Genomic DNA, 22,429 nt, shown 5'->3' with positions numbered 1-22,429 from the left:
CGACCAGGCACAGGAAGATCCAGGCATCGCCATGGCAGCACCACGTCTTCGCACCGGCACGCGCGCGCATTCGCAGCGCGGCGCGTACGCGGTCGAGTTCGCCATGGTGTTCCTGATCTTCTTCGCGCTCCTCTACGGGATCATCAGCTACGGCATGCTGTTCGCGTTCCGGCTGGGGCTGCAGAACGCGGCGGAAGACGGCGCGCGCGCCGCCCTGCGCTACCAGTCGACCTTCGCGGCACGCGCCACCCAGGCCCAGACGACGGCAACGGCGAGCAGCGACTGGATGCCGCCGGTGGTCACGCGCAGCGTCAACGCCACCGTGTGCGGCGTGGTCAGCAACAACTGCACGGCCCCTACCTGCGGCGCCACCTGGGACACGCGCTGCCAGATGGTCGTGACCGTCACGGCCAGCAACCTGCAGATGCTGCTGCCGCCGTTCCCGAGCTTCGCCATGCCCACCACCATCGTCGGCAAGGCCAGCATGCTGCTCGACGGGAGGTCGCCATGATCCGCAACGGGCGCCCCCGGTCACTGCAGGGCAGCGAGCGCGGCGTGGCCGCCATCGAGTTCGCGCTGGTCTTCGTCGTGCTGTTCAGCGTGCTGTATGCGCTCGCGACCTTCGGCGCGGTGCTCTACACGCAGCAGTCGGTCACCCGCGCATCGGAGGAAGGCGCGCGCGCCGTGGGCCTGCTGACGCCGGCACCGACGGCGGCCGACCAGCGGGTCAAGGATGCGGTGTACGACTCGCTGGCCAACTCGCTCGTGGTTCCCGTGTCGGCCAACACCAGCGTGACGACGCGGCGCAGCTGGATCGTCTCCAACGTCACGGTCGACGTGACGCGCAGCGACCCGAGCGCGCCGGGCGCCTACATCCGCTACGTGGTGACCGTGACCTATCCGTACAGCGCCAACCGGCTGCTGCCGACGATGCCGCTGCTGGACACCAGCCAGTGGATGCCCGACCAACTCCGCAGCCGGACCACCGCCGCGCTGAAGTCTTCCTGAGGGCGCCAACGACATGAACGCCGCACCCCGGAACCGCTCCCGCCGCTCGCGATCGCGCGGCTCGGTCATCATCAACACCGCGATCGCGCTGAGCCTGATCGTGATCACGCTGATCGGCACCGAGATCGGCTTCATGTACTTCATGAAGCGCGAGTTCCAGAAGACCGCCGACCTCGCCGCGCTGGCCGGCGCGCAGCAGATCCGCGCCGGCTGCGCCGCGGCCACCACGGCAGCGCAGCTCAATGCCAACGGCGCATCCGGCGGCGTGCCGCGCAACATGCCGACGGGCCTCACACTGCTGCCGGGCGAAGTCCAGTGCGGCTACTGGGACAAGGACACCAGCTTCCAGTCGCCCGCCGTCACCGGCCCGGCCAACGCGGTGCGCGTGGCCTTCCAGAAGGCATCGCCCACGCTGCTGTCGTTCTTCACCGGCAACCGGCTCATCAGCGTGAGTGCGGTGGCGGCGCTGAGCGCGCCGCTCGCCGAGTTCTCCGTGGGCAGCAAGCTCGTCGTCGTGAGTGGCGACTCGACGCTGGGGCGACTGCTGAAGGGCATCGGGCTCGACCTGTCGGGCACCTCGCTGGTGGCCTACGACGGCCTCGCGCAGGCCAAGATCACGCCCGGCGGGCTGCTGGGCGCGCTGGGCATTCCGGTGGCCGCCGACATCGGCGTGGGCGAACTCAACACACTGCTCGCGGGGCGCTCGGTGGCACTGGGCGATCTGCTGAATGCCATCGTGACGGTGGCGGGGCAGAACAGCCTGCTGGCGAGCAACATCGCGCTGCTGCAGGCCATCCAGGCCAAGCTCGGGCTCACCAATCTCATGGTGCAGCTGGGTTCGCTGGCCAATGGGCCGAGCGGTTTGTTCGCGCAGATCATCTCGCCGGGCGGTACCGGCGCCAGCGCGCTGAACGTGGGGGTGAGCGCGCTGGACCTGCTCTATACCTCGATCGGCGTTGCGACTGCCAACCATGCGATCGATGTCAGTTCGCTCAACATCAACCTGCTTTCGCTGGCGCAGGTTTCAGTGAAGGCGGGTGTGATCCAGCCTCCGTCCATCGGCATCGGCGGCATCGGAGCCAAAGCCTACAACGCACAGGTTCGCACCTATATTCGTGTGACCACCACCGAAGGTCTGCTCGGCTCGCTGCTGAAACCGCTGGTCAGTCTCGACCTGCCGATCGTGCTCGATGCGGTCACGGGCACCGGCACGATCACCGACATGTGCACGCCTGCGCTGCAGGACCCGGCGAGCGGCAAGGATCGCGTTCAGTTTTCCGTGAACAGGAAGATCGCGAACGTGTGCGTGGGGGATATCGCGTCGACGGACCTGTTCTCCAAAACAAATGCCTGCAGCTATCCGGCCACGCTGAAGGACATGGAACTCATCAACGTGCTGGGGCTGCTTAAGGTGAACAACCACCTAGCCTTGGCTGCGCTGGAAGCCACGCCAGACGCGCAACTAACCCTTGCCGAAGGCGAGACCGGTACCACGCCAGTCAACAACCTGCAACTGGGCACACTGGTAGCGGACCTCCTTGGCCAATTGACCAACCTTCTCTTCGGAGGGCCTACGCCAACAGGTACCCCCAGCAGTGGTGATCTGGACAAGCTCACCAATCAGATCTGGGATCAAACTGCTAGCGTCTGCTCGGCGGATACATCCTCTTGCCGCGCCCAGCGACTCGACCAGGCTCGCGCCGTCATCGGCCAAAACTCACAAACCAGCGGTTTGCTCACGGGTTTGCTGAACGGGTTGAGCGACCTGCTTACAAGCATTGCCAACCCCTGTTCTGGTGTGATTCTTCTCGGTGGCGGCGACGTCACTGGGTGCAAAAAGATGATCAAAGACACCCTGAGCAAAACAACCGACGCGAATACGGGCGGCAAAGTCTCGAACGCGCTATCCGTCCTAGCAGGACTGCTAAAGCCCATCCTGAACGCAATTGGCGAGTCCGTCCTCACCCCCCTCCTGACCAACGTGCTCGGCATCAACCTCGGCCAGGTCGACGTGAACCTGAAGTCGCTCGATTGCAAGGGCCTGCCCATGCTGGTGTATTGAGACCCCTCCCCTTCCGATGAATTCCCCCGCCTCCAACTTCGACGAACTCGACCTCTTTGTCTGGGAAGGCAAAGCCGACATCCTCGACCGCATCGCGCGGTGCATGGCGAGCTTCGACGTGGAAGTGGTCCGGGCCGACGGCATGCCGCCTCCGCCGACGAACGGCGGCGCCGCGCTGCGGCCTTCGGTCGCGATCATCAGCGTCACCGTCATCGACAGCGGCGGGCTCGCGCATGCCACCGAGATGCTGCAGGGCATGCCGGTGATCTGGGTGGCGGCCGGTTCGCGCGAGCGCGACTCGCGCACCTATCCGCCCGAGTACCTGCACGTGCTGCCCTACGACTTCACCTGCGCCGAACTGCGCACGATGGTCGCGAAGCTGGTGCGGCAGTTGCGCGCGCGCGAGGTGGCGCCGCAGGCGCCCGACGTGCTGGTGGCGCACTCCGAGGCGATGAAGGCGCTGCTGGCCGAGGTGAGCGCCTTTGCCGACTGCGACCACAGCGTGCTGGTGCGCGGCGAGACCGGCGTGGGCAAGGAGCGCATCGCGCAGCAGCTGCACCTCGGTCACGAGCGCTACGGCAAGGGCGCGTTCGTGGCGGTGAACTGCGGTGCGATTCCCGACGGACTGTTCGAGTCGCTCTTCTTCGGCCACACCAAGGGCTCGTTCACCGGTGCCGTGCATGCGCACCGCGGCTACTTCGAGCAGGCCACGGGCGGCACGCTGTTCCTCGACGAAATCGGCGACCTGCCGCGCTACCAGCAGGTGAAGCTGCTGCGCGTGCTGGAAGACAACGCGGTCACGCGGCTGGGTGCGACGGCGCCGGTGCGCGTCGACTTCCGTCTCGTGGCGGCCACCAACCGCAACCTGCGCGAGATGGTGGCGAGCGGCGAGTTCCGCGCCGACCTGTTCTACCGGCTCGCGGTGATCGAGCTGCACGTGCCCAGCCTCGAGGAGCGCGGCGAGATCGACAAGATCGCGATCTTCAAGGCGCTGCTGACCAACGTGCTCGGCGAAGAGCTCGAAGCACTGGGCGAAACGCCGCACTGGCTCAGCGACGCGGTGGCCGAGACCTACTTCCCCGGCAACGTGCGGCAGCTGCGCAACCTCGCGGAGCGCGTGGGCGTGATCGCGCGGCAACTGCACAGCTGGGACCAGAACCTGATCCAGCGCGCCATTGCACTCACGCGCGGCACGCCTGCACCGGCGACCTCGGCCGAGCGCAACGGCATGAACGGCAACGGTGGCGGCGGTTTCATCGACGGCAGCGCCGACCGCAAGGGCTGGAACAGCAGCGAGCGCAACCGCATCATCGCGGCGCTGGAGATCAACGACTGGAAGCGCCAGGACACCGCGCAGCACCTTGGCATCAGCCGCAAGGTGCTGTGGGAAAAGATGCGCAAATACCAGATCCTCGACGGGGAACCCGGAATCCCTGAAGAGCAATAGGCTCGCCCCCAGGCTGCGCGGCACTTCGTGTCCGCTTCGCCTACCCCCTACCGGGGGCAACACCTGAGGCCCGGCAGAGCCGGTTCCTCGGTGCAATAGGCTCGCCCCCAGGCTGCGCGCACTTCGTGTCGCTTCGCCTACCCCCTACCGGGGGCAACACCTGAGGCCCGGCGAAGCCGGTTCCTCGGTGTTCTGGAATTTGGGCTTCGCTGCGCTTGCCCGTCCCCCAGGGGTCAGGGGATGGACAGTCGCTGTGCCCTGCGCAGGGACGGCGGCGCTCCTGTTGCGCCCACCGTGCGCTCGGCCACCGGCTCGCTTGCGCAGGTCGTGTTGCTCGAGATGCACAGCGTGCCGAGCAGGCCGTCTTCCGTCAGCACCTGGCGCCTCGGCGCGCCGAATAGGCTGTCGATCCAGCCGTTGGGGCCTGCCGGGTCGATGCGCAGTTCGCCGGTGGTGCGCGCCAGGCGCAGCTCGGAGATGCGGAGGTCGAACACACCGTCGACGTAGTCGAACAGCAGCGTGTAGTAGTCGAGCTGTGCGTCGAGCACCTTGGGCAGGGTCTCGCGGCCGAACTCCATCAGGCGGCGGCGGCCGCGGAAGGCCTGGCCCGATGTGCTGACGGCTTCCATCAATTGCTTCTCGCGCTCGCGGCCGGAGACGGTGCGCGACCACGATGCCGACGTGAGCTCGAACAGGTTGAGCTTCACGCCTTCGAGCTTGGCTTCCTGGTTGGCGACTTCGGCCAGCGCCGACTTCAGGCGCAGCTGCCGGTCGAAGCCGTTGCCGAAGTTCCAGTTGAGCTCGAAGGCCGCGCGCGTCGGGTCTTGCGGCGAGACGCCGCGCGGGTCCTTGCTCTTCACGAGCACGGCGTCGAGCGTGGGGTAGAGGCTGGCGTCCTGCTGGTCGGCCAGCGCCCTCGCCCGTTCGATGCGGCCCTGCGCTTCGGCGATCTCGGTGCTGCGCGCCTCTGCGCGGCGCAGCGCTTCTTCCTGCGTGCCGATGCGCCACTGCGTCGGCGCCGCGAGCACGGGGAGCGACTCGGCGTTGGGCGAGAACTTGAAGTAGTTGCGGAACTTGGCGAGCGCCTCGTCGCGCTGTGCCTCGAAGTCCGATTCGCGCGCGGCCACCAGCGCACGGCGCGAGGCGGCCATGTTGAGGTCGTTGTCGCCGCTCACGCCCAGCGCCACGCGGCGGGCCTCGGCCTTCGAGAGGTCAGCCACCACCTCGGTGGCCTTGTGCGCGATCTGCTTCTTGAGGTCGAAGCGCTGCACCTGCAGGTAGGCGGTGAGCGCGTCCAGCACGACCTTCTGCGAGGTGGTGACGACGGCTTCGTCGTCGGCCTGGTTGCCGGCCTCCGCGGCGCGCTGCGCGGCGCTCATCGCACCGCCGTCGAGCAGGCTCACGCGAGCCTCGGCGGTGAGCACGGTGTAGCCCTGCGTCTTGGCGTTGGCCGCGCCGCTGTTGTAGTTGCCGGACGAGGTGCCGACCTTGAAGCGCGGGTAGCGCGCCTGCTTCGCGGCATCCACGCCGTAGCTGCTGGTGCTGGCCGCGGCCTGCGCGGTCTGCACCTCGGGGTATTCCTGCGACAGCGCGACCAGCGCCTGCTTCACCTGCTGCGCATAGCTGGCCGCGCCGAGCGAGGGCTGGGACAACCTGCGCGCGAGCATCAGCGATGTGGCGCCCGTCTCCTCCTGGAATTGCTGCTCCTGCGCAAGGGCGGCGGGCGGCAGCGCGAAGCCTGCACACAGCGCCGCGCAGACGGCGCCGGTGCCCACGCGGCGCAGATCGACCGGGTTACGGTACTTCATGGTTCGCGGAAGGCTTCGCGGCGAAGCTTGAGCACGGGTCGAAGGATGTACCAGATGAACGGGTCGGTGCCCACACGCAAGTCCACTTCGGACTCCATGCCGGCGGTGATTCGGTTCTCGGCGCGGCCCACATGCGACTGCGACATGCTGATGAGCAACCGGTAGTACGGCGCGCCGCTGGAAATGGCAGGGTCGCGGTCGGCGTCGGCCGCCACCAGCTTGACCTTGCCGTCGACCGCGCCGTAGCGCAGGTAGTCGTAGGCGGTGATCTTCACGCGGGCCTGCTGGCCCACCTCGATGAAGCCGCGGTCGTTGGGATTGAGCCGCGCCTCGACCATGATCTCGTCCTCGTCGGGCACCACTTCGAGGATCGATTCGCCGGGCTTCACCACCCAGCCCGGGCTGGAGTTGCGCAGGCCCTTCACGATGCCGTCCGACGGCGCCTTCACCACCGTGCGCGAGCGCTGGGTGCGCGCGCGCGCCAGGTCTTCGGCCAGGCTCGCGAACTGGCGCTCGACCGTTGCCAGCTCGTCCGACGCGCGGCGGCGGAAGCGCCCTTCGGCCTCCGCCATCTTGGCCTGCGCCTCGGTGATGGAAGCGTTGGCCGAGACCACGCCCTGGCGCGCCACCGCGAGTTCGCTGCGCACGCTCTCGGCCTGGCGCCGCTTCTCCAGCACCTCGACCTGGCCGACCAGCTTCTCGCTGAGCAGCTGCTCGGATATTTCCAATTCCTTCTGCATCAGCGCCAGCCGGTCGCTCAGGCCCTTGACCTTGGCCTCCTGTTCCAGCTTCTTGCTGCGCGCCTGCTCCAGGCCCGACACGGCGCCGGCCATCACGCCGCGCTGTTCGAGCGCGCGTGCCTGGTAGGCGCCGGTCTCGCCCTCGAACACGCCTTCGTCGATGTCGGCTGCGAAGGAGCCGCGCGTGAGCGGCTGCCCCCGGCTCTCGGCCATGAGCCGCACGCGCGTGGCCTGCGTGGCTGCATAGCGGGCAGTGAGTTCTTCGAAGTTGAGGCCGCTGCCGCCGAGATCGATCTCGACCAGCGACTGGCCCTGCTTGACCTTATCGCCTTCCTTCACCAGTACGTTGCTGACGATGCCGCCTTCCAGATGCTGGATCGACTTGACGCGGTCCGACGGGATCACGCGCCCGGGCGCGACCACCACCGTCTCCATCGGAAAGCCGAGGCCGACCAGCGCAAGCACGCCGATCGCGCCGCCGATGATCCACTGGCGCCGCCGTCCCTGCGGCGAAGTCTGTGCCGCGCGCTTGTCGTTCTCGTCCTGAAGAATCTGCGGCAGGTCTATTTTCAAATCGCGTCCCCGGTCACTCGTCGTTCATCACTCGTCACGCCATGGAGCGGGAAGCTCCTGCTCCCGCCGCGCCGTCTTCCGCATCGCCCAGCGCGACCAGCGGCTTCTTCACGCCGAAGAGCTTCGGCACCATCACCGCGGCGGTGCCCGTCTCCACATTGCCCTGGCCGGTGACGTGGTAGACCACGTTGGCGGCCGAGACGATGCGCAGCGAGTGCGTGACCACCACCACGGTACGCACCTTGGCCACCGCGAGCAGCGTGGCGAGCAGGTTGCGCTCGCTCTGAAAGTCGAGGTCGTTGCTGGGCTCGTCGAGCACCAGCACCGAGGGCTTGCGCAGGAAGCTCATGGCCAGCGCCAGCTTGCGCCGCTCGCCCACCGACACGCCGGTGCCACCTTCGCCGACCATGGTGCGGTAGCCGTCGGGCAGCCGCGAGATGAAGTCGTGCGCGCCCGAGAGCCTGCAGGCCGCGACGATCTGCTCGTCGCTCTGGCCCGGGGCGTTGCGGCGCATCACGTCGATCAGCGAACCGCCGAACCAGTAGACCTCCTGCGAGAGGTAGCTGATCCAGCGAGAGAGTTCTTCGCGGCCGAACTGCGAGAGGTCGTACTCGCCGATGCTGATGATGCCGCGCGTGGGCGTGTACAGGCCCGACAGCAGCTTCACCATCGTGGACTTGCCCGCGCCGTTGCGCCCGACGATCACATGCAGCCCGCCCGGGCCGATGTCGAGGTCGACGTTTTCCAGCACCGGCTGCTGTGCGTTCTCGGTGAAGCTGAAGCTCACGTCCTTGAACGTGATGCGGCCCAGCGGCTGCGGCAGCGTCATGCCCGTGGGCGGCTTCTCGACCGGTTCGCGCAGCACGGTCTCCAGGCGCCTGGCGGCTTCCTTCGCGGTGGCCAGCGAGCGCCAGTTCGACACCAGCCCGGCCACCGGCTGCAGCGCCTTGAGCGCCAGCATGTTCGAGGCGACGAGGCCGCCCACCGTCATCCACTGCTCCATCACCGAGACCGCGCCCACCGTCACGACGACGACGGAGAACACGGTGAGCAGCACGGTGGTGCCGTCGCGCGCGGTTTCGATCTGGCCGTTCTTGCTGAAGCTCTCGGTGAGCCAGGCGTTGTAGGTCTGGCGCCACATCTCGATGGTGGGCCCGTCGTTGGCCTGGCTCTTGAGGGTTTCGCGCGCGTTGCAGATCTCGGAGGTGATGCGGTCCAGGCCTCTGCCGCGCTGCACTTCCTCGACGCGGCCGGAGCGCACCTCGTCGGCCCACCACCACGCCAGGAAGGACATGATCGCCAGGAACAGCGCCACCACCGGCAGCACCGGCAGCGCGACGATGCCGATGACGATGAGCGCGAAGATGGCCATGGGCAGGTCGAAGATGGATTGCGCCAGCCCGCCGGTGACGGTGCCGCGCACCGAGGCCACGTCGCGGAAGTACAGATGCCACACCGACGCAGGCCGCGCTTCGAGCGCGCGCAGCGGACGGCCCAGCATCGAGTTCAGCAGCGCGCCCGACACGCCGTGGTCGATGATGGCGCCCGCGTTGCGCAGCAGGCGCGAGCGGCGCGTGCGCAGCCAGAACTCGATGCACAGGAAGAACAGGATGCCGCTCACCAGCGCCGCGAGCGTGGAGGTGCCGCTGCGCGAGAGCACGCGGTCATACACCTGCAGCAGGAAGATCGAGGGCAGCAGCCCGAACAGGCTGATGGGCAGCGAGCGCCATGCCGCGCTCTTCACGAGCGGGTAGGCGGCGCGGAACGCGGCGTTCAGCGCGCCCGCGTAAGGACTGGCTCCGGGCTCATCCGGGGTCTCGGCAACCAGTTGGCTTGGCAGGAGGAACTTGATCATGGGAAAGAGCCGGTTCGTCGTGCAATGACGCCTGCGTCATTATCAACTGTTACCCAGCTGTTACAAGGCAAATATTCACTCACGATGTGCTTCAAACACACATCAGCACGGCAGCTTTTGCCCCCTCGCAATATCGGCCCTGATCCCATGAACCGGCTCCGGTTGCGCGGCGCTTCCCGTAACCGCGCAACCGGCCGGCCTCCCTGCCCTGGCCTCCCCTGTTTGTCCGGGCAAACCCTGTGCGAACACCAGCGCGATGTTGGCGCACAGCAGCATGCAGAGCACCCATGCGCACAGCAGCTGCAGCCAGCCCAGCCACCAGCGTCGCGCCGGCTCGCGCCGCAGCCGCGGCTCATGGTCGAAGGGCGAATGCAGGAGTGCGTTCCATCTCATGGCAGTGCTTTCAAAACCCGGGCCAGCCGCGACAGGCCGACACCCGCGGAACTCTTCGCCAACACCCAGTCGCCGGGCTGCAGCAGGCCACCCAGCGCGGTCGACAGGTCGGACACATCGACGAACCAGTGCGAACGGACCTTGGTGCGGATGCGCGCATGCAGCGCGCGCATCAGCGGACCGCACAGCAGCACGCGATCGGGCTGCGATGCGAGCAGCTCGGCCTCGAGGTCGAGGTGATGGCGTTGCGCGGCAGGGCCGAGCTCCTGCATGTCGCCGAGGATCGCCACGCGCCGCGCCGGCTCGCACGGCGCCTGCGAGAGCAGTTCCAGCGCCGCGCGCATCGAGCTCGGGTTGGCGTCGTAGGTCTCGTCGATCAGCTTGAAGCTGCCGCCGCCGATGTGAATGGTGTGCAGCGCGCCGCGTCCGCCCGGCGGCTCGAAATGCGCGAAGGGCTCGACCGCGGCGGCCAGCGGCAGGCGCATCGCCTGCAGGGCCGCGAGCGCGGCGATGGCGCTCGCGCCCATGTGGCGCCCCGGCGCATTGAGCCGCAGCTGGAAGGGTTCGCCCGCCACCTGCGCCTGCACTTCGCCGTGGTCGAAGGCGAGCAAGCGCACGTCGGCGTCCTTGTGCTCGCCGCAGGTCACGATCTGCAGCTGCTGCGCCATCGCCGCTTCTGCGAAGGTGGCGAACTCGGGCATGTCGCGGTTGAGCACCACGCTGTCGCCCGGCGCCATGGCCTGGAAGATCCGGCTGTCGAGCCGCGCGGCCGCTTCCGAGGGGCCGCGATGCTTCTGCGACGCGGCTGAGAGCCCCGTCACCACCATCAGCGAAGGCCGCACCAGCTGCGCCGATGCCGGCATGTGCGAGGTGCCCATCTCCAGCACCCAGTAGGCCGCGTGGCGCGGCATGCAGGTCATGTTCCAGGCGATGCCCGACGGCAGGCTGATGTTGCCCTCGGGCTGGCCGACCTCGCCCCACACGGTGAGTGCGCCGGCCAGCATCGCGGCCACTGTGCTGCTGCCCGCGCCGCTGCCGAGCACGCCGCACACGCGGCCCGCGAATTCGGCGCGCGCATGGTCGCCGAGCTCGAGCACGGCCTGCAGCACGTTCGACACCTTGAGCACGGGCACGCGCTTGTCGAGGTGCGGCTTGGGGTCCGAGCAAAGCACTGCGGCGGCCGGCTGCAGCACGCCCTTGAGCGTGACGGCGGCCAGCGGCGTCTTCGAGGGCCGCGTCTGGTGGTCGAACACCACGCGGCCCTTGCGCATGAACGAGCGTTGCGCCACGCCCGCGGCACGCCAGCCGTCCTCGGGCTTCACGACCCATTCGCCACCGGTGACGCGCGCCATCTCGCTCGCGGTCCACACGGCGCCGTCGTCGCGCGCGCCGCCGGAGCCCGTGCCCGCGCCGCCGGGCGAGGCGCGCCGCTCCACCAGGTAGCGGTGATAGGCGGCGAAGCCCGACAGGTATTGCTCCACGTCGTCGATGCGCACGCGGAACGAGTGGTGGCGGATGAAGAAGGAGCCCACCACGGTCGACGGCCGGCGGAAGTACATCGCCATCTCGGGCCAGAAGAAGCCGTTGAGCAGGTAGTGCGCGCGGTAGTCGAGCGCGCGGTAGAACTTCTCGACGTCGAGCTCGTCCAGAAGGTGCCGCATCGCGGGCATGCCTTCGAGCCGCTGGAGCATCTGCTGCGCGGCCAGCATGAGTTCGAGCAGCGTCGGGAAGGTGGTCTTCCGGTCGAGCACGAAATCGAGATACCCCGCCACGTTCTGCAGGCCGAAGCGGAAATACTTTTCCTGCGGGCTCCAGTGCGTGAGTTCGTGAACGCAGCAGCTGAGCCAGTGGTCGTGCGCCTGCCAGTGCTGGCTCGCGATGAAGTGGTCGAAAGCCTTCTCCACCACCGCCAGCCATTGCGGCTCGCGCGTGAGGCTGTACAGGCGCAGCAGGCCGTAGGCCGCCTCGCCGTCGTAGTAGATGATGCGCGAGGCCTGCTTGACCGTGAGATCGGCCGCGTGCAGCACGTGGTTGAAGCGGCCGGTGGCCGGGTCCTGCATCGAGGCGATGCCCAGTGCAAGCTTCTCGAGCAGCGGCAGCCAGCGGCGCGTGTCCATCAGCTCGCAGTACTTCACCAGCGCGAGCACGCAGGCCGCATTGCCGCCGAGCTTGATCTCGCCGCCGGTGTCGACAAGGAACGCCACCGCGCGCCCGTCGAGCAGTATGTAGTCGCGGATCAGCGAGCTGGTGAGATGGTCGAGCGCGCGGTCGATGGCCGCGCGCAGCGTCTCGTCGCGCGTGAGCTCCCACGACTCGAGCATGGCGTAGACCGCGCTCGCATGGCGCATCGCGTCGTAGGTTGGAATGCGGCGGTCGAAGCACGGGAAGTAGCCGTACACGAAGAGCCCGTCGCTCTGCACCTGGCGCGCCAGGTACGACGAGCCGCTGCGCACGAGGTCGAGCACCGACTGCGGGTTGAGCGCCGGCAGCTGCCGGCGGCCCGCGTCGAGCCCCGTGCCAACGAGCTTGTGCACCACGCCGTCGGGCTGGCAGAACACGCCCACGGTCGCGAGCAGGTAGACCGGCTGGTCCGCGGACATGTCCAGCGGCGGCGAGCACTGGAAGCGCGCCTGGCCGTAGACCTCGAAGTTGCGCACGTTCACCACCGAGTGCGGAATGGTCGAATCGCCGCACAGCATCGCGTTGGCGTTGAGCTCCTGCTCGGTGAAGGCCTGCGCGAAGTCCTTGTCGAATGCCAGGCCGAGGCGGAAGTAGTTGCGCTTGACCGCCGTGAGCTGGGTCTTGAACTGGGCCCAGTCCATCGGGCTCGCGCCCTCGACCCAGTCGATGCGCAGCCACGGCGACACGATGCCGCGCTCGCTCACCCAGCGTTCCACGTGCCCGGCGCCTTCGCGCCATGCGGTCTCGAAGTCGGCGGCCCGTGCGTGCACGACATGCGCGCGCTGCGAACCGTCGCTGACGGAGAAGAACAGCGTGAACGCAGGATACGGGGCAGGCAGCGCCGCGCACACCGACGCAAGGCGTTCGTGGCAGGCGTGGAGCTGGTCTGGGAAGGACATCATTCGGCCCCGGTCGGATGCGGGAAACCGGCCACGCCCGTCATCTGCTTTCGCTCTGGTGACGTATGCGCGGACCGGAAACTGCCGCTGAAGTCATCGCGGTGATCCGGCTTCAGCGATAGCTGAATTCGGCTCTGCGATTGAGCTGATAGCCCTCCTCGGTGGTCTCGTTCGATGCGGGTTTCTCCAGGCCCCAGCTGATGGCCTCGATGCGCTCGGCGGGCACGCCGAGCTGCGTGAGCGCGCGCTGTACCGAATCGGCACGGCGCTGGCCGAGCGCCAGGTTGTATTCGCGGCCGCCGCGCTGGTCGGTGTGGCCCTCGATCACGATCCGGCTCGACGGCCGGTTGCGCAGGAAGCTCGCGTGAGCTTCGACGATGTTGCGGTCGCCGGGCCTGATGTTGTATTTGTCGAAATCGAAGTAGACGATCTTCGGCACGCCGACCGGTCCGTTCTGCACCGGCGGCGGCGGTGCCGGTTCCACCTTCGGCACCGCGGTGGTGGCCTTGTTCGAGTAGTAGTAGGTCGCATCGTCACGACCGGTCTTCGGGGCCACGCAGCCCACGAGTGCTGCGCCGAGCGCGACGATGGCCAATGTCTGGAAATTCTTTTTCATGTCGGTCCTTTCGCGGGACAGGCCGGTGGCGGCCTGTCCCTGGTGCTGCAGCAAGCTCCCTCGCCCCTCTTCCTTCTGTTGTCTGTTTCCGGCCGATCAGCCCAGCAGGCCGTGCAGGACGTTCGTCACGGGCGACACGGCGTGCTCGACCAGGCTGGTGATCGGGGTCACGACGTTCGTCACCAGCGGGGTGACCGCATGGTCGACACCCGTCGTCACGCTGCTGACCGCGTCCGCCACCGGAGCCACCGCCGTCGTGGCGCCTGCCAGGATGTCGGTCACCGGCGCGGTCACGTCGTGCACTGCGCTGGTGGCGGTCGACACGACCGGCGTCACGGTGCCGGTCACGCTGCTGGCGACATCGGTCACCGGCTGCAGGATGTTGGCCACCGGGCTGTTGCCGCCGGTCAGGCCGCCGAGCAGGCTGCCCACCAGGCCGTCCTGACCCAGGAGGCTGCCGACGAGGCCGTCGTTGCCGAGCACGCCGTCGAGCACGCCGCCAGTGCCGCCGCCGGTCACCGTGCCGAGCAGACCGCCGACGAGGCCGTCGCTGCCGAGCACGCCGTCGAGCAGGCCACCAGTGCCGCCGCCGGTCACCGTGCCGAGCAGACCACCGACGAGGCCGTCGCTGCCGAGCACGCCATCCAGCACACCGCCGGTGCCGCCACCGGTCACGGTGCCGAGCAGACCACCGACGAGGCCGTCGCTGCCGAGCACGCCATCCAGCACACCGCCGGTGCCGCCACCGGTCACGGTGCCGAGCAGACCACCGACGAGGCCGTCGCTGCCGAGTACGCCGTCGAGCAGACCACCAGCGTCGCCGCCGGTCACGGTGCCGAGCAGGCCGCCGACGAGGCCATCGCTGCCGAGTACGCCGTCGAGCAGACCACCAGCGTCGCCGCCGGTCACGGTGCCGAGCAGGCCGCCGACGAGGCCATCGCTGCCGAGTACGCCGTCGAGCAGACCACCAGTGCCGCCGCCAGTCACACCGCCGAGCAGACCGCCGACGAGGCCGTCGCTGCCGAGCACGCCGTCGAGCAGACCACCAGCTCCGCCGCCGGTCACACCGCCGAGCAGGCCACCGACCAGACCGTCGCTGCCGAGCACGCCGTCGAGCAGGCCACCAGTGCCGCCGCCAGTCACACCGCCGAGCAGGCCACCGACCAGGCCGTCGCTGCCGAGCACGCCGTCGAGCAGGCCACCAGCTCCGCCGCCGGTCACACCGCCGAGCAGGCCACCGACCAGACCGTCGCTGCCGAGCACGCCGTCGAGCAGACCACCAGCTCCGCCGCCGGTCACACCGCCGAGCAGGCCACCGACCAGGCCGTCGCTGCCAAGTACGCCGTCCAGCAAGCCACCAGCGTCGCCGCCGGTCACGGAGCCGAGCAGACCACCGACCAGGCCGTCGCTGCCGAGCACGCCGTCGAGCAGGCCACCAGCGTCGCCGCCGGTCACGGAGCCGAGCAGACCACCGACCAGACCGTCGCTGCCGAGCACGCCATCGAGCAGGCCACCAGCGTCACCGCCGGTCACGCTACCGAGTACGCCACCAAGCAGACCGTTGTCGCCAAGTACTCCGCCAAGCAGACCACCGTCACCACCGAGCACACCGCCCAGCAGACCGTTGTCGCCCAGAACACCACCGAGCAGACCACCGTCACCACCGAGCACACCGCCCAGCAGACCGTTGTCTCCCAGAACACCGCCGAGCAGACCACCGTCACCGCCGAGCACGCCGCCCAGCAGACCGTTGTCTCCCAGCACACCGCCGAGCAGACCATCGCCGGACAGGAGGTTGGCTACACCGTCCGTCAGGTAGTCGACCTGCGCCGTGACGCCGTTCAGCAGCGCGGCCGTCGTGTTCGTGCCGAGCAGCTGGTCGGTCAGCGGGCTCAGCAGGCCGGCGGCACCGCCAGCCACCTGGCCAACGAGGCCGTCGACCGGGTCGAGCACGTTGGGATCGTTCGGCGTGAAGCTGGTGCCGAGCACCGGGCCCAGCAGGCCGTCGACCGTGTCGGTCAGGTTGTCGGCCACGCCGACCACCGGCCCGAGCACGTTGCCCAGGCCAAGCCCACCCAGCAGGCCTTCGTTCAGGCCGTCGGCCAGGTTGCCGAGCACGCCGTCGGCCGGATCGAGCAGCGCCGCGCCGGTGCCAGGGGTGCCGCCACCACCGATGCCGTCCAGCAGGCCGCCGAGCAGACCACCGACAAGGCCATCGTTGCCGAGCAAGCCGCCGACGACGCCGTCGTCGCTCAGGAGGCCGCCGACCACGCCGTCCGGCCCGAGCAGGCCGCCAGCGAGGCCGTCGCCGCCGAGCACGCCACCCAGCAGGCCATCGCCGCCCAGCAGACCGCCGACAAGGCCGTTGTCGCCGAGCAGGCCGCCCACGGGGCCGTCGCTGCCAAGCAGGCCGCCGACCAGGCCGTTGTCGCCGAGCACACCGCCCAGCAGGCCATCGCCACCGAGCAGGCCACCGACGAGACCGTCGTCGCCCAGCACACCGCCGAGCAGGCCGTCATTGCCGAGCACGCCACCCAGCAGGCCATCGCCGCCCAGGACACCGCCGAGCAGGCCATCGTTGCCGAGCAGACCGCCGACGAGGCCGTTGTCGCCCAGCAGACCGCCGACCAGGCCGTCGTCGCCGAGCAGGCCACCGAGCGCACCGCCCAGCAGGCCGCCTTCGCCGCCGAGCAGGCCACCCAGCGGGCTGTCGGCGATGATGCCGGAGATCGCGCCATCCTGGCCGAGCAGGCTGTCGATCAGGCCGCCGTGGCCCAGCAGTTCGCCGGTGAGGCCGCCGCTGCCGAGCACGTTGGACAAGGTGCCGTCGCCGCCCAGCAGGCCACCGACCAGGCCGTCGTTGCCCAGCAGGCCACCCAGTGCGCTGCCGTCGCCGAGCAGGCCGCCCAGCAGGCCGTCTTCACCCAGCAGGCCGCCGGTCAGGCTGCCCACCGCGCCGTCGCCGAGCAGGCCGCCCACGAGGCCGTCGCTGCCCAGCACGTTGCCGAGGAGGCCGCCCACGGCGCCGTCTTCAGCCAGCAGGCCGCCCACGAGGCCGTCGTGGCCGAGCAGGCCGCCGACCAGACCGTCTTCGGCCAGCAGGCCCGAGACCAGGCTGCCGTCGCCGAGCACGTTGCCAAGCAGGCCGCCTACCAGACCATCGTTGCCGAGCAGCTGGTCGGTGACGCCACCGAGGCCTAGGGCATCGGTCAGGCCGCTGACGATGCCGTGGTCGCCGACCAGGTTGGTCAGGCCGTTGTTCAGCGCGTCGGTCAGGTAGTCGACCTGGCCCAGCACGGTACCGAGGATGGCGGTGGTGGCACCGGCGCCCAGCAGGTTGTCGAGCGTGGGGCTCAGGGTGCCGCCCAGCAGGTCGGTCACGCTGCCGACGGTGTTGTCGATCGGATCGAACTGGTTGGGATTGTTCGGCGTGAACTCGCTGCCGAGCAACGGAGCCAGCACGTCGTCGAGCGTGTCGGTCAAGCCGTCGACCACGTTGGTGACCGGCGTGAGCGAGGTACCGAGGCCGAGCGCGCCGCTGAGGCTGTCGGTGACGTGGTTGACGAGGCTGTCGCCCGGGTCGAGGAGGTGGTCTGCGTCTGCATCGGCATCGGCGTCTGCGTCTGCGTCTGCGTCTGCGTCTGCGTCTGCGTCTGCATCGGCGTCTGCGTCTGCGTCTGCGTCTGCGTCTGCGTCTGCATCGGCGTCTGCATCGGCATCTGCGTCGGCGTCTGCATCGGCGTCGGCGTCGGCGTCTGCATCGGCATCGGCGTCTGCATCGGCATCGGCGTCTGCATCGGCATCGGCGTCTGCATCGGCATCTGCGTCTGCATCGGCATCTGCGTCGGCATCTGCGTCGGCATCTGCGTCGGCATCTGCATCTGCATCTGCGTCGGCATCGGCGTCTGCGTCGGCATCGGCGTCGGCATCACCGTCCGCATCCGCGTCGGCATCGGCATCCGAGTCGGCATCCGCGTCGGAATCACCCGGCGTGGTCGGGTTGCCCGAACCGACGAGCAGCGGAACCACGCTGTCGCTGCCGCCGCCACCGCCGCTGAGCGCGGCGCCGAGTGCTGCGGCGCCGAGGGCGCCGAGTGCGAATTCACCCAGCCCGATGCCGCTGCCGGCAGCGAGCTTCTTGGTGACGGCCAGGGCAGCTGCATCCGCATCGCTGTCCGGCGGGGTCACCTGCAGGTCGCCCGAGGCGACATCCACATTCACTTGTTCGAGGCCGCCGGGCAGCTTGGTCGAGCCGATGGTGGCATCGGTGCCGCCGGTGAACACGCCGGCGAGCGGGGCCTTGTTGGTGGCCGATCCGGGGAAGAGAACATTGGCGTGGCCGTCCTGAGGAACGATCACGCGGTCGCCGGCCATCAGCGTCTGATTGCCATCGACGGGAATGCGGACACCGTCGCGCATCACCTCCACGCCTGGCGTGGCGTTCGATAATGTGCCGATGCTGGCGGGGGCCGCAGCTGCGGCGGGCGCCGCCGAACTCACCACGCCGGGAGTGCCGAGCGGTGTGACGGTGGCCTGGGCGATGACCACAGGAGCAGCGCCAGCGGCGGCAAGTCCCTCGGTCGGATTGGTCGATGCTTGTTGAGCGGTCATGGCAGCCTCTGTGACAAAAGATGCCTACTCAGGGGCAACTAGCGTGCCGCTTTTTCCGCGCCCCATGCCAAAGCGGTTGCAGGTGCTGCAACTTGTTGATTCACATGGAGAATTTTCTTTTTGCCTGCCTTCCGGCGAGGTGTGGAAACAGCTCGTAAGGAGGTCAATCAGCGATTCGTTACGTAACGATGTAACGCCTCGTACCCGGAACGTCCGACACATCCGAGAGTCCGCGAAGCCGCCTGCGAAGAGGCTCGCGCGCACGGCCCCCACTCTTCTTTTTTCTACCTCTATATAGATATGTTCAACCCCTCCCAGGAAGACGTGCGCCGCTTCTTCTGCGACGTGTACGCCAAGCACCGGCAGGGCCTGCCGATGGAAGCGCTCGAGACCATCGCCGCCGGCTGGATCGACGAGCACCCCGAGTACCACGAGGACCTGGCCGACGCCGACGCGGCGGTGGCGCGGGTCTACGACGGATCGAACGGGCGCGAGAACCCGTTCCTTCATCTGTCGATGCATCTGTCGATCAGCGAGCAGTGCTCCATCGACCAGCCGCGCGGCATCCGCCAGGCCGTCGAGCTTCTGGCCGCGCGCCGCGGCTCGCTGCTGCATGCGCATCACGAGGCGATGGAATGCCTGGGGCAGATGATGTGGGAGAGCCAGCGCGCCGGCAGGCCGCCGGACGGCGAGGGCTACGTGGCCTGCGTGCAGCGCAGGGCGACGAAGGACTAACCCCCAGGCTTCGCGCACTTCGTGTCGCTTCGCCACCCCCTTGCAGGGGGCAACACCAGCGGCCCGGCAAAGCCGGTTCCGCGGTGTTCCCGGTGGAAACCGGCTAGCCGTCTCGCTTCCGTCAGCCGTCTCGCTTCCGTCTGGCTGCGGATGGCACCGCACCCTGCTGCTTCGCCGCCTCGCGCAGCAGCGCGGCCATGGCGCCGCGCAGCGCCGAAGGCTCGGCGTCGCTGCGCTGCAGCAGGCCGACCGGCTCCTCGGTGCCGCCGGTCTCGATGCGCAGCCGCACGAGACGGCCGTCCGCCAGCTCGCCGCGCGCGGCGCCCAGCGGCGTGATCCACACCGCATCGGACACCGCCACCAGCGCGCGGGCCACCGCCACGTCGAGCGTCTGCAGCGCATTGGCCGGCAGCACGAGGCCGCGTGCCGACAGGAAGCTCTCGGTGTTGTGGCGCGGGATCGTGCCCTCGCCGTACACCACCAGCGGATAGGCCAGCACCGCCTGCACCGACACCGCCCTGTGCGCCAGCGGATGCCCCGCGCGCACGGCGAACACCAGCGCCTCGGTGTGCAGCAGCTCGAAGCTCAGGCCGCCCATCAGGCGCGGATCGCTCATGCGGCCGACGACCAGGTCGAGCTCGCCGGCGCGCAGCTCGTCGAGCAGCGCGGCGTTGGCCGCGCTCTTCACCACGATCTGCACCGAAGGCCGGCTGTCGCGCAACCTTGCGAGCGCCGCCGGCAGCAGGGCCGGCGCCACGCTCGGCAATGCGCCGATGCGCAGGCGTTCGATGCGCCCGCCGGTTGCCGGCGCCACGGCCTGCGCGCTGGCGTCGAGCGCCTCGAGCACGCGCAGCGCATGCGCGAGCAGTTGCTCGCCGGCCGCCGTGAGCCCTTGCACGCCGCGCCGGCCGGCCTTGCTGCGCTCGACCAGCCGCGTGCCGGCGATGGCCTCCAGCTCGGAGAGCGTCTTGGACACGGCCGGCTGGCTCAGCGCCAGCCGCTCGGCCGCGCGCGCGAGGTGGCGTTCCTGCGCCACGGCGACGAGGCAGCGCAGGTGCCGCAACTGCACGTTGCGCACGAAATCCTGTCGAAGATCGGCGGAGTCTTTCAATGCCTTCTGGTTATTGAGAACGGAGCAATCTTCAATTTACATCATCGGATGCCGCTTCTAAAGTGGCGGCTTCCGGATTCGTCCCACGACAGGAGACAACGTTCATGTTGACCAAGACCCAAGGCAAATCGCCCATCCTCACGCCGCGCGACTGGGAAGCCCATCCCAGCTACGTGTATCCCGGCTACAAGTCCACCGTGAAGCGCGGCCCGCAGAAGCCGCTGATTCCGCTGAAGGCCTCGCTCGGCGAACTGCAGCAGCCGGTGTACGGCCACGACAGCATCGGCGAGTTCGACCACGACCTCACGCGCAACGCGCGCAAGAACGGCGAGCCGCTGGGCGAACGCATGATCCTCACGGGCCGCGTGCTCGACGACCGCCGCCGCCCGGTGGCCAACACGCTGGTCGAGCTGTGGCAGGCCAACGCCGCCGGCCGCTATGTGCACAAGGTCGACCAGCACGACGCGCCGCTCGACCCCAACTTCCTCGGCGCGGGCCGCTGCCTGACCGACAGCGAAGGCCGCTACCGCTTCCTCACCATCAAGCCCGGCGCGTACCCGTGGGGCAATCATCCGAACGCCTGGCGTCCGCAGCACATCCACCTCTCGCTGTTCGGCCAGAGCTTCGCGAGCCGCCTCGTCACGCAGATGTACTTCCCCGGCGACCCGCTGATGCAGTACGACCCGATGATCACCGGCACCCCCGAGCGCTATCGCAACCGCCTGATCGCCGATTTCAGCCTCGACATCACCGAGGAAGGCTACGCGCTGGGCTACCAGTTCGACATCGTGCTGCGCGGCGCAGACGAAACCCCCTTCGAGAACCGCTGAGCCAGGAGACACGCATCATGTTGATGACCGCACAGGAAGCCGACTTCGGCCAGACCCCCTCGCAGACCGTGGGCCCCTACTTCGCCTACGGCCTCACCGCCACGCAGTACGGCTACGACTTCGACCAGCCCTTCGACTCCGTCGTGGCGCTCGACAACGCCACCGGCCAACGCATCCGCCTCGAAGGCCGCGTGATCGACGGCGACGGCAATCCGATCAACGACGCGCTGGTCGAGATCAGCCAGCCCGACGGCGAAGGCCGCTATCCACAGACGCCGGAAGAAGCGCGCGCCATGGGCTTCCGCGCCTTCGGTCGCGTCGGCACCGGCACGCACGAGGGCAACCGCTTCGTGTTCCACACCGTCAAGCCCGGCGCCGAATCGCCCGGCGAGGCGCCGCACATCAATGTCATCGTGCTGATGCGCGGCCTGCTGCTGCATGCGTTCACGCGCGTGTACTTCAGCGACGAGGCCGAGGCCAATGCGAAGGACGCGGTGCTGCAGAGCGTGCCGGTCGACCGCCGCCACACGCTGATCGCCGAGCGCGTGGAGCAAGGCGGCGCCGTCACCTATCGCTTCGACATCCGCATGCAGGGCACGGACGAGACGGCGTTCTTCGACGTCTGATCCGCGGTTCTCTCAGGGAAATCCCGGACACAAAAAAGCCCGCAGCAGCGGGCTTTTTTGTTTGTGCGCAACGAAGCGCCTGCACTGAACGCTTATTCGGCGCCGTGATGGATGCGCGATTCGGGCACCGTCTTCAGCTCACCGGGCAGCGAGCTGATGTAGCTGGCGAGCGTCTTGAGCTCGGCGTTGGTGAACTTCTTCTCCTCGACCTGCTGGCCCATCACCGCATTCGAGCGGCCCAGGTGCGAGTTGTTCTTCACGCGGTACGACTTGAGTGCGACGAACAGATAGTCGGCATGCTGGCCGGCCAGCTTGGGCACGGTGCCATCGTTCGGCGTGTTGAAGTTGGCGCCGTGGCACTTGGTGCAGCTGTTGTCTGCGTTGCGGGTGATGAGTGCCTCGACGTTGGCGGGCGTGGCCTTGGCCAGCGTGGCGGGCGGTGCGCTGCCGTCCTTCGTGCCGAGCTGGCTGTAGTAGGCGGCGACGTCGGCGATGTCCTGGTCGGAGAGCGAGTCGGCGATGGCGCGCATCGTGGGATGCTTGCGGTCGCCGCCCTTGTACGCGGTGAGCGCTGCCGTGATGTAGGTGGCGCTCTGGCCGGCGATCATCGGCACCTTGTGAATCTCCGGGAAGCTGGCCTGATAGCCGATGATGCCGTGGCAGCCCACGCACATCTGTACCTTCTTTGCTCCGTCCTGGGCCTTGCCAGTGACTTGTTGGGCTTCAGCCGAGACCGTCACGGAAGCGACAGCAAGGGCAAACATCGTGGTCAACAACTTGTTCATTTTGCGCGCACAATCTCGTGGAGAGTACAGTTTTTCGGATCAACATTCGATTATATGCAGGGGTCCCCTGGAACCCTGTGCAGGCCAACCCTGAGGCTGCACGACGCACATCGGGTGTGTTCTTTTCTCCACCCCAGCCTCCGTTTCAC

The 22,429-nt window shown here is 68.5% G+C and carries 15 protein-coding genes; 7 read left to right on the top strand and 8 right to left on the bottom strand.

The features are described 5' to 3' along the window. Positions 1-31: 31 nt before the first annotated feature. From EJO71_RS14475 to EJO71_RS14460, 4 genes are read left to right on the top strand one after another with little or no spacing between them, the layout of a single operon-like run. Positions 32-511, top strand: a complete 480-nt coding sequence (locus EJO71_RS14475; protein ID WP_125949399.1) for a TadE/TadG family type IV pilus assembly protein — start codon at positions 32-34, stop codon at positions 509-511. Next, the gene (locus EJO71_RS14470; protein ID WP_125949400.1) at positions 508-1,008 is read left to right on the top strand and encodes a TadE/TadG family type IV pilus assembly protein; all 501 of its coding nucleotides are present in this window, start codon (positions 508-510) and stop codon (positions 1,006-1,008) included. Before EJO71_RS14475 ends, EJO71_RS14470 begins: the two co-directional genes overlap by 4 nt. Before the next feature lie 13 nt (positions 1,009-1,021). After that, positions 1,022-3,070: a TadG family pilus assembly protein gene (locus tag EJO71_RS14465; RefSeq protein WP_125949401.1), complete on the top strand. Its 2,049-nt coding sequence runs from the start codon at positions 1,022-1,024 to the stop codon at positions 3,068-3,070. Between the two features lie 16 nt (positions 3,071-3,086). Beyond that, the gene (locus EJO71_RS14460; RefSeq protein ID WP_125949402.1) at positions 3,087-4,517 is read left to right on the top strand and encodes a sigma-54 dependent transcriptional regulator; all 1,431 of its coding nucleotides are present in this window, start codon (positions 3,087-3,089) and stop codon (positions 4,515-4,517) included. A 233-nt stretch (positions 4,518-4,750) separates the two neighbouring features. Here EJO71_RS14460 and EJO71_RS14455 read toward each other — a convergent pair whose 3' ends face one another. From EJO71_RS14455 to EJO71_RS14425, 6 genes are all read right to left on the bottom strand, one after another. Then, on the bottom strand, positions 4,751-6,325 hold the full coding sequence (locus EJO71_RS14455; protein ID WP_125949403.1) for a TolC family protein: 1,575 nt from the start codon (positions 6,323-6,325) through the stop codon (positions 4,751-4,753). Further along, entirely contained in the window at positions 6,322-7,638 is a 1,317-nt protein-coding gene (locus tag EJO71_RS14450) for an HlyD family type I secretion periplasmic adaptor subunit (protein ID WP_125949404.1), read from the bottom strand. The genes EJO71_RS14455 and EJO71_RS14450 overlap by 4 nt, the downstream gene beginning before the upstream one ends. A 34-nt stretch (positions 7,639-7,672) precedes the next feature. Further along, positions 7,673-9,493: an ATP-binding cassette domain-containing protein gene (locus tag EJO71_RS14445; protein WP_125949405.1), complete on the bottom strand. Its 1,821-nt coding sequence runs from the start codon at positions 9,491-9,493 to the stop codon at positions 7,673-7,675. A 389-nt stretch (positions 9,494-9,882) separates the two neighbouring features. After that, entirely contained in the window at positions 9,883-12,969 is a 3,087-nt protein-coding gene (locus EJO71_RS14435) for a Mur ligase family protein (protein ID WP_125949407.1), read from the bottom strand. A 109-nt stretch (positions 12,970-13,078) separates the two neighbouring features. Continuing rightward, positions 13,079-13,582 carry a peptidoglycan-associated lipoprotein Pal gene (pal, locus tag EJO71_RS14430; RefSeq protein ID WP_125949408.1) on the bottom strand — a complete coding sequence of 168 codons (504 nt, stop codon included), beginning with the start codon at positions 13,580-13,582 and terminating at the stop codon, positions 13,079-13,081. A gap of 96 nt (positions 13,583-13,678) precedes the next feature. Further along, the gene (locus EJO71_RS14425) at positions 13,679-18,193 is read right to left on the bottom strand and encodes a hypothetical protein (RefSeq protein WP_240651398.1); all 4,515 of its coding nucleotides are present in this window, start codon (positions 18,191-18,193) and stop codon (positions 13,679-13,681) included. A 300-nt stretch (positions 18,194-18,493) separates the two neighbouring features. On the opposite strand from EJO71_RS14425, the gene EJO71_RS14420 reads away from it, so the two are divergent. Continuing rightward, the gene (locus EJO71_RS14420; protein ID WP_125949409.1) at positions 18,494-18,928 is read left to right on the top strand and encodes a DUF1841 family protein; all 435 of its coding nucleotides are present in this window, start codon (positions 18,494-18,496) and stop codon (positions 18,926-18,928) included. A gap of 121 nt (positions 18,929-19,049) precedes the next feature. On the opposite strand, the gene EJO71_RS14415 is transcribed toward EJO71_RS14420, so the two are convergent. After that, positions 19,050-20,039 (bottom strand): LysR substrate-binding domain-containing protein, encoded by a 990-nt coding sequence (locus EJO71_RS14415; protein WP_125949410.1) that lies wholly within the window; start codon positions 20,037-20,039, stop codon positions 19,050-19,052. A 104-nt stretch (positions 20,040-20,143) separates the two neighbouring features. On the opposite strand from EJO71_RS14415, the gene pcaH reads away from it, so the two are divergent. Both pcaH and pcaG read left to right on the top strand, forming a co-directional pair. Further along, positions 20,144-20,869: a protocatechuate 3,4-dioxygenase subunit beta gene (pcaH, locus tag EJO71_RS14410; RefSeq protein WP_125949411.1), complete on the top strand. Its 726-nt coding sequence runs from the start codon at positions 20,144-20,146 to the stop codon at positions 20,867-20,869. Positions 20,870-20,886: 17 nt separating this feature from the next. Then, a complete protein-coding gene (gene pcaG / locus EJO71_RS14405; RefSeq protein ID WP_125949412.1) occupies positions 20,887-21,495 on the top strand; it encodes a protocatechuate 3,4-dioxygenase subunit alpha in 609 nt (202 codons plus the stop codon). A 92-nt stretch (positions 21,496-21,587) separates the two neighbouring features. On the opposite strand, the gene EJO71_RS14400 is transcribed toward pcaG, so the two are convergent. Continuing rightward, positions 21,588-22,280: a c-type cytochrome gene (locus EJO71_RS14400; protein WP_125949413.1), complete on the bottom strand. Its 693-nt coding sequence runs from the start codon at positions 22,278-22,280 to the stop codon at positions 21,588-21,590. Between the last annotated feature and the right edge of the window lie 149 nt (positions 22,281-22,429).

Source organism: Variovorax sp. 679, from assembly GCF_003952185.1.
Taxonomy (GTDB): domain Bacteria; phylum Pseudomonadota; class Gammaproteobacteria; order Burkholderiales; family Burkholderiaceae_C; genus Variovorax.
The sequence above is the reverse complement of the archived record's forward strand: the minus strand, read 5'-3'. Positions and strand labels throughout refer to the sequence as shown.

Coding starts and splice junctions, on each gene's coding strand:
- EJO71_RS14475 (WP_125949399.1), top strand. CDS start 32: ATGGCAGCACCACGTCTTCGCACCGGCACGCGCGCGCATTCGCAGCGC.
- EJO71_RS14470 (WP_125949400.1), top strand. CDS start 508: ATGATCCGCAACGGGCGCCCCCGGTCACTGCAGGGCAGCGAGCGCGGC.
- EJO71_RS14465 (WP_125949401.1), top strand. CDS start 1,022: ATGAACGCCGCACCCCGGAACCGCTCCCGCCGCTCGCGATCGCGCGGC.
- EJO71_RS14460 (WP_125949402.1), top strand. CDS start 3,087: ATGAATTCCCCCGCCTCCAACTTCGACGAACTCGACCTCTTTGTCTGG.
- EJO71_RS14455 (WP_125949403.1), bottom strand. CDS start 6,325: ATGAAGTACCGTAACCCGGTCGATCTGCGCCGCGTGGGCACCGGCGCC.
- EJO71_RS14445 (WP_125949405.1), bottom strand. CDS start 9,493: ATGATCAAGTTCCTCCTGCCAAGCCAACTGGTTGCCGAGACCCCGGAT.
- EJO71_RS14435 (WP_125949407.1), bottom strand. CDS start 12,969: ATGATGTCCTTCCCAGACCAGCTCCACGCCTGCCACGAACGCCTTGCG.
- pal (WP_125949408.1), bottom strand. CDS start 13,582: ATGAAAAAGAATTTCCAGACATTGGCCATCGTCGCGCTCGGCGCAGCA.
- EJO71_RS14425 (WP_240651398.1), bottom strand. CDS start 18,193: ATGACCGCTCAACAAGCATCGACCAATCCGACCGAGGGACTTGCCGCC.
- EJO71_RS14420 (WP_125949409.1), top strand. CDS start 18,494: ATGTTCAACCCCTCCCAGGAAGACGTGCGCCGCTTCTTCTGCGACGTG.
- pcaH (WP_125949411.1), top strand. CDS start 20,144: ATGTTGACCAAGACCCAAGGCAAATCGCCCATCCTCACGCCGCGCGAC.
- pcaG (WP_125949412.1), top strand. CDS start 20,887: ATGTTGATGACCGCACAGGAAGCCGACTTCGGCCAGACCCCCTCGCAG.
- EJO71_RS14400 (WP_125949413.1), bottom strand. CDS start 22,280: ATGAACAAGTTGTTGACCACGATGTTTGCCCTTGCTGTCGCTTCCGTG.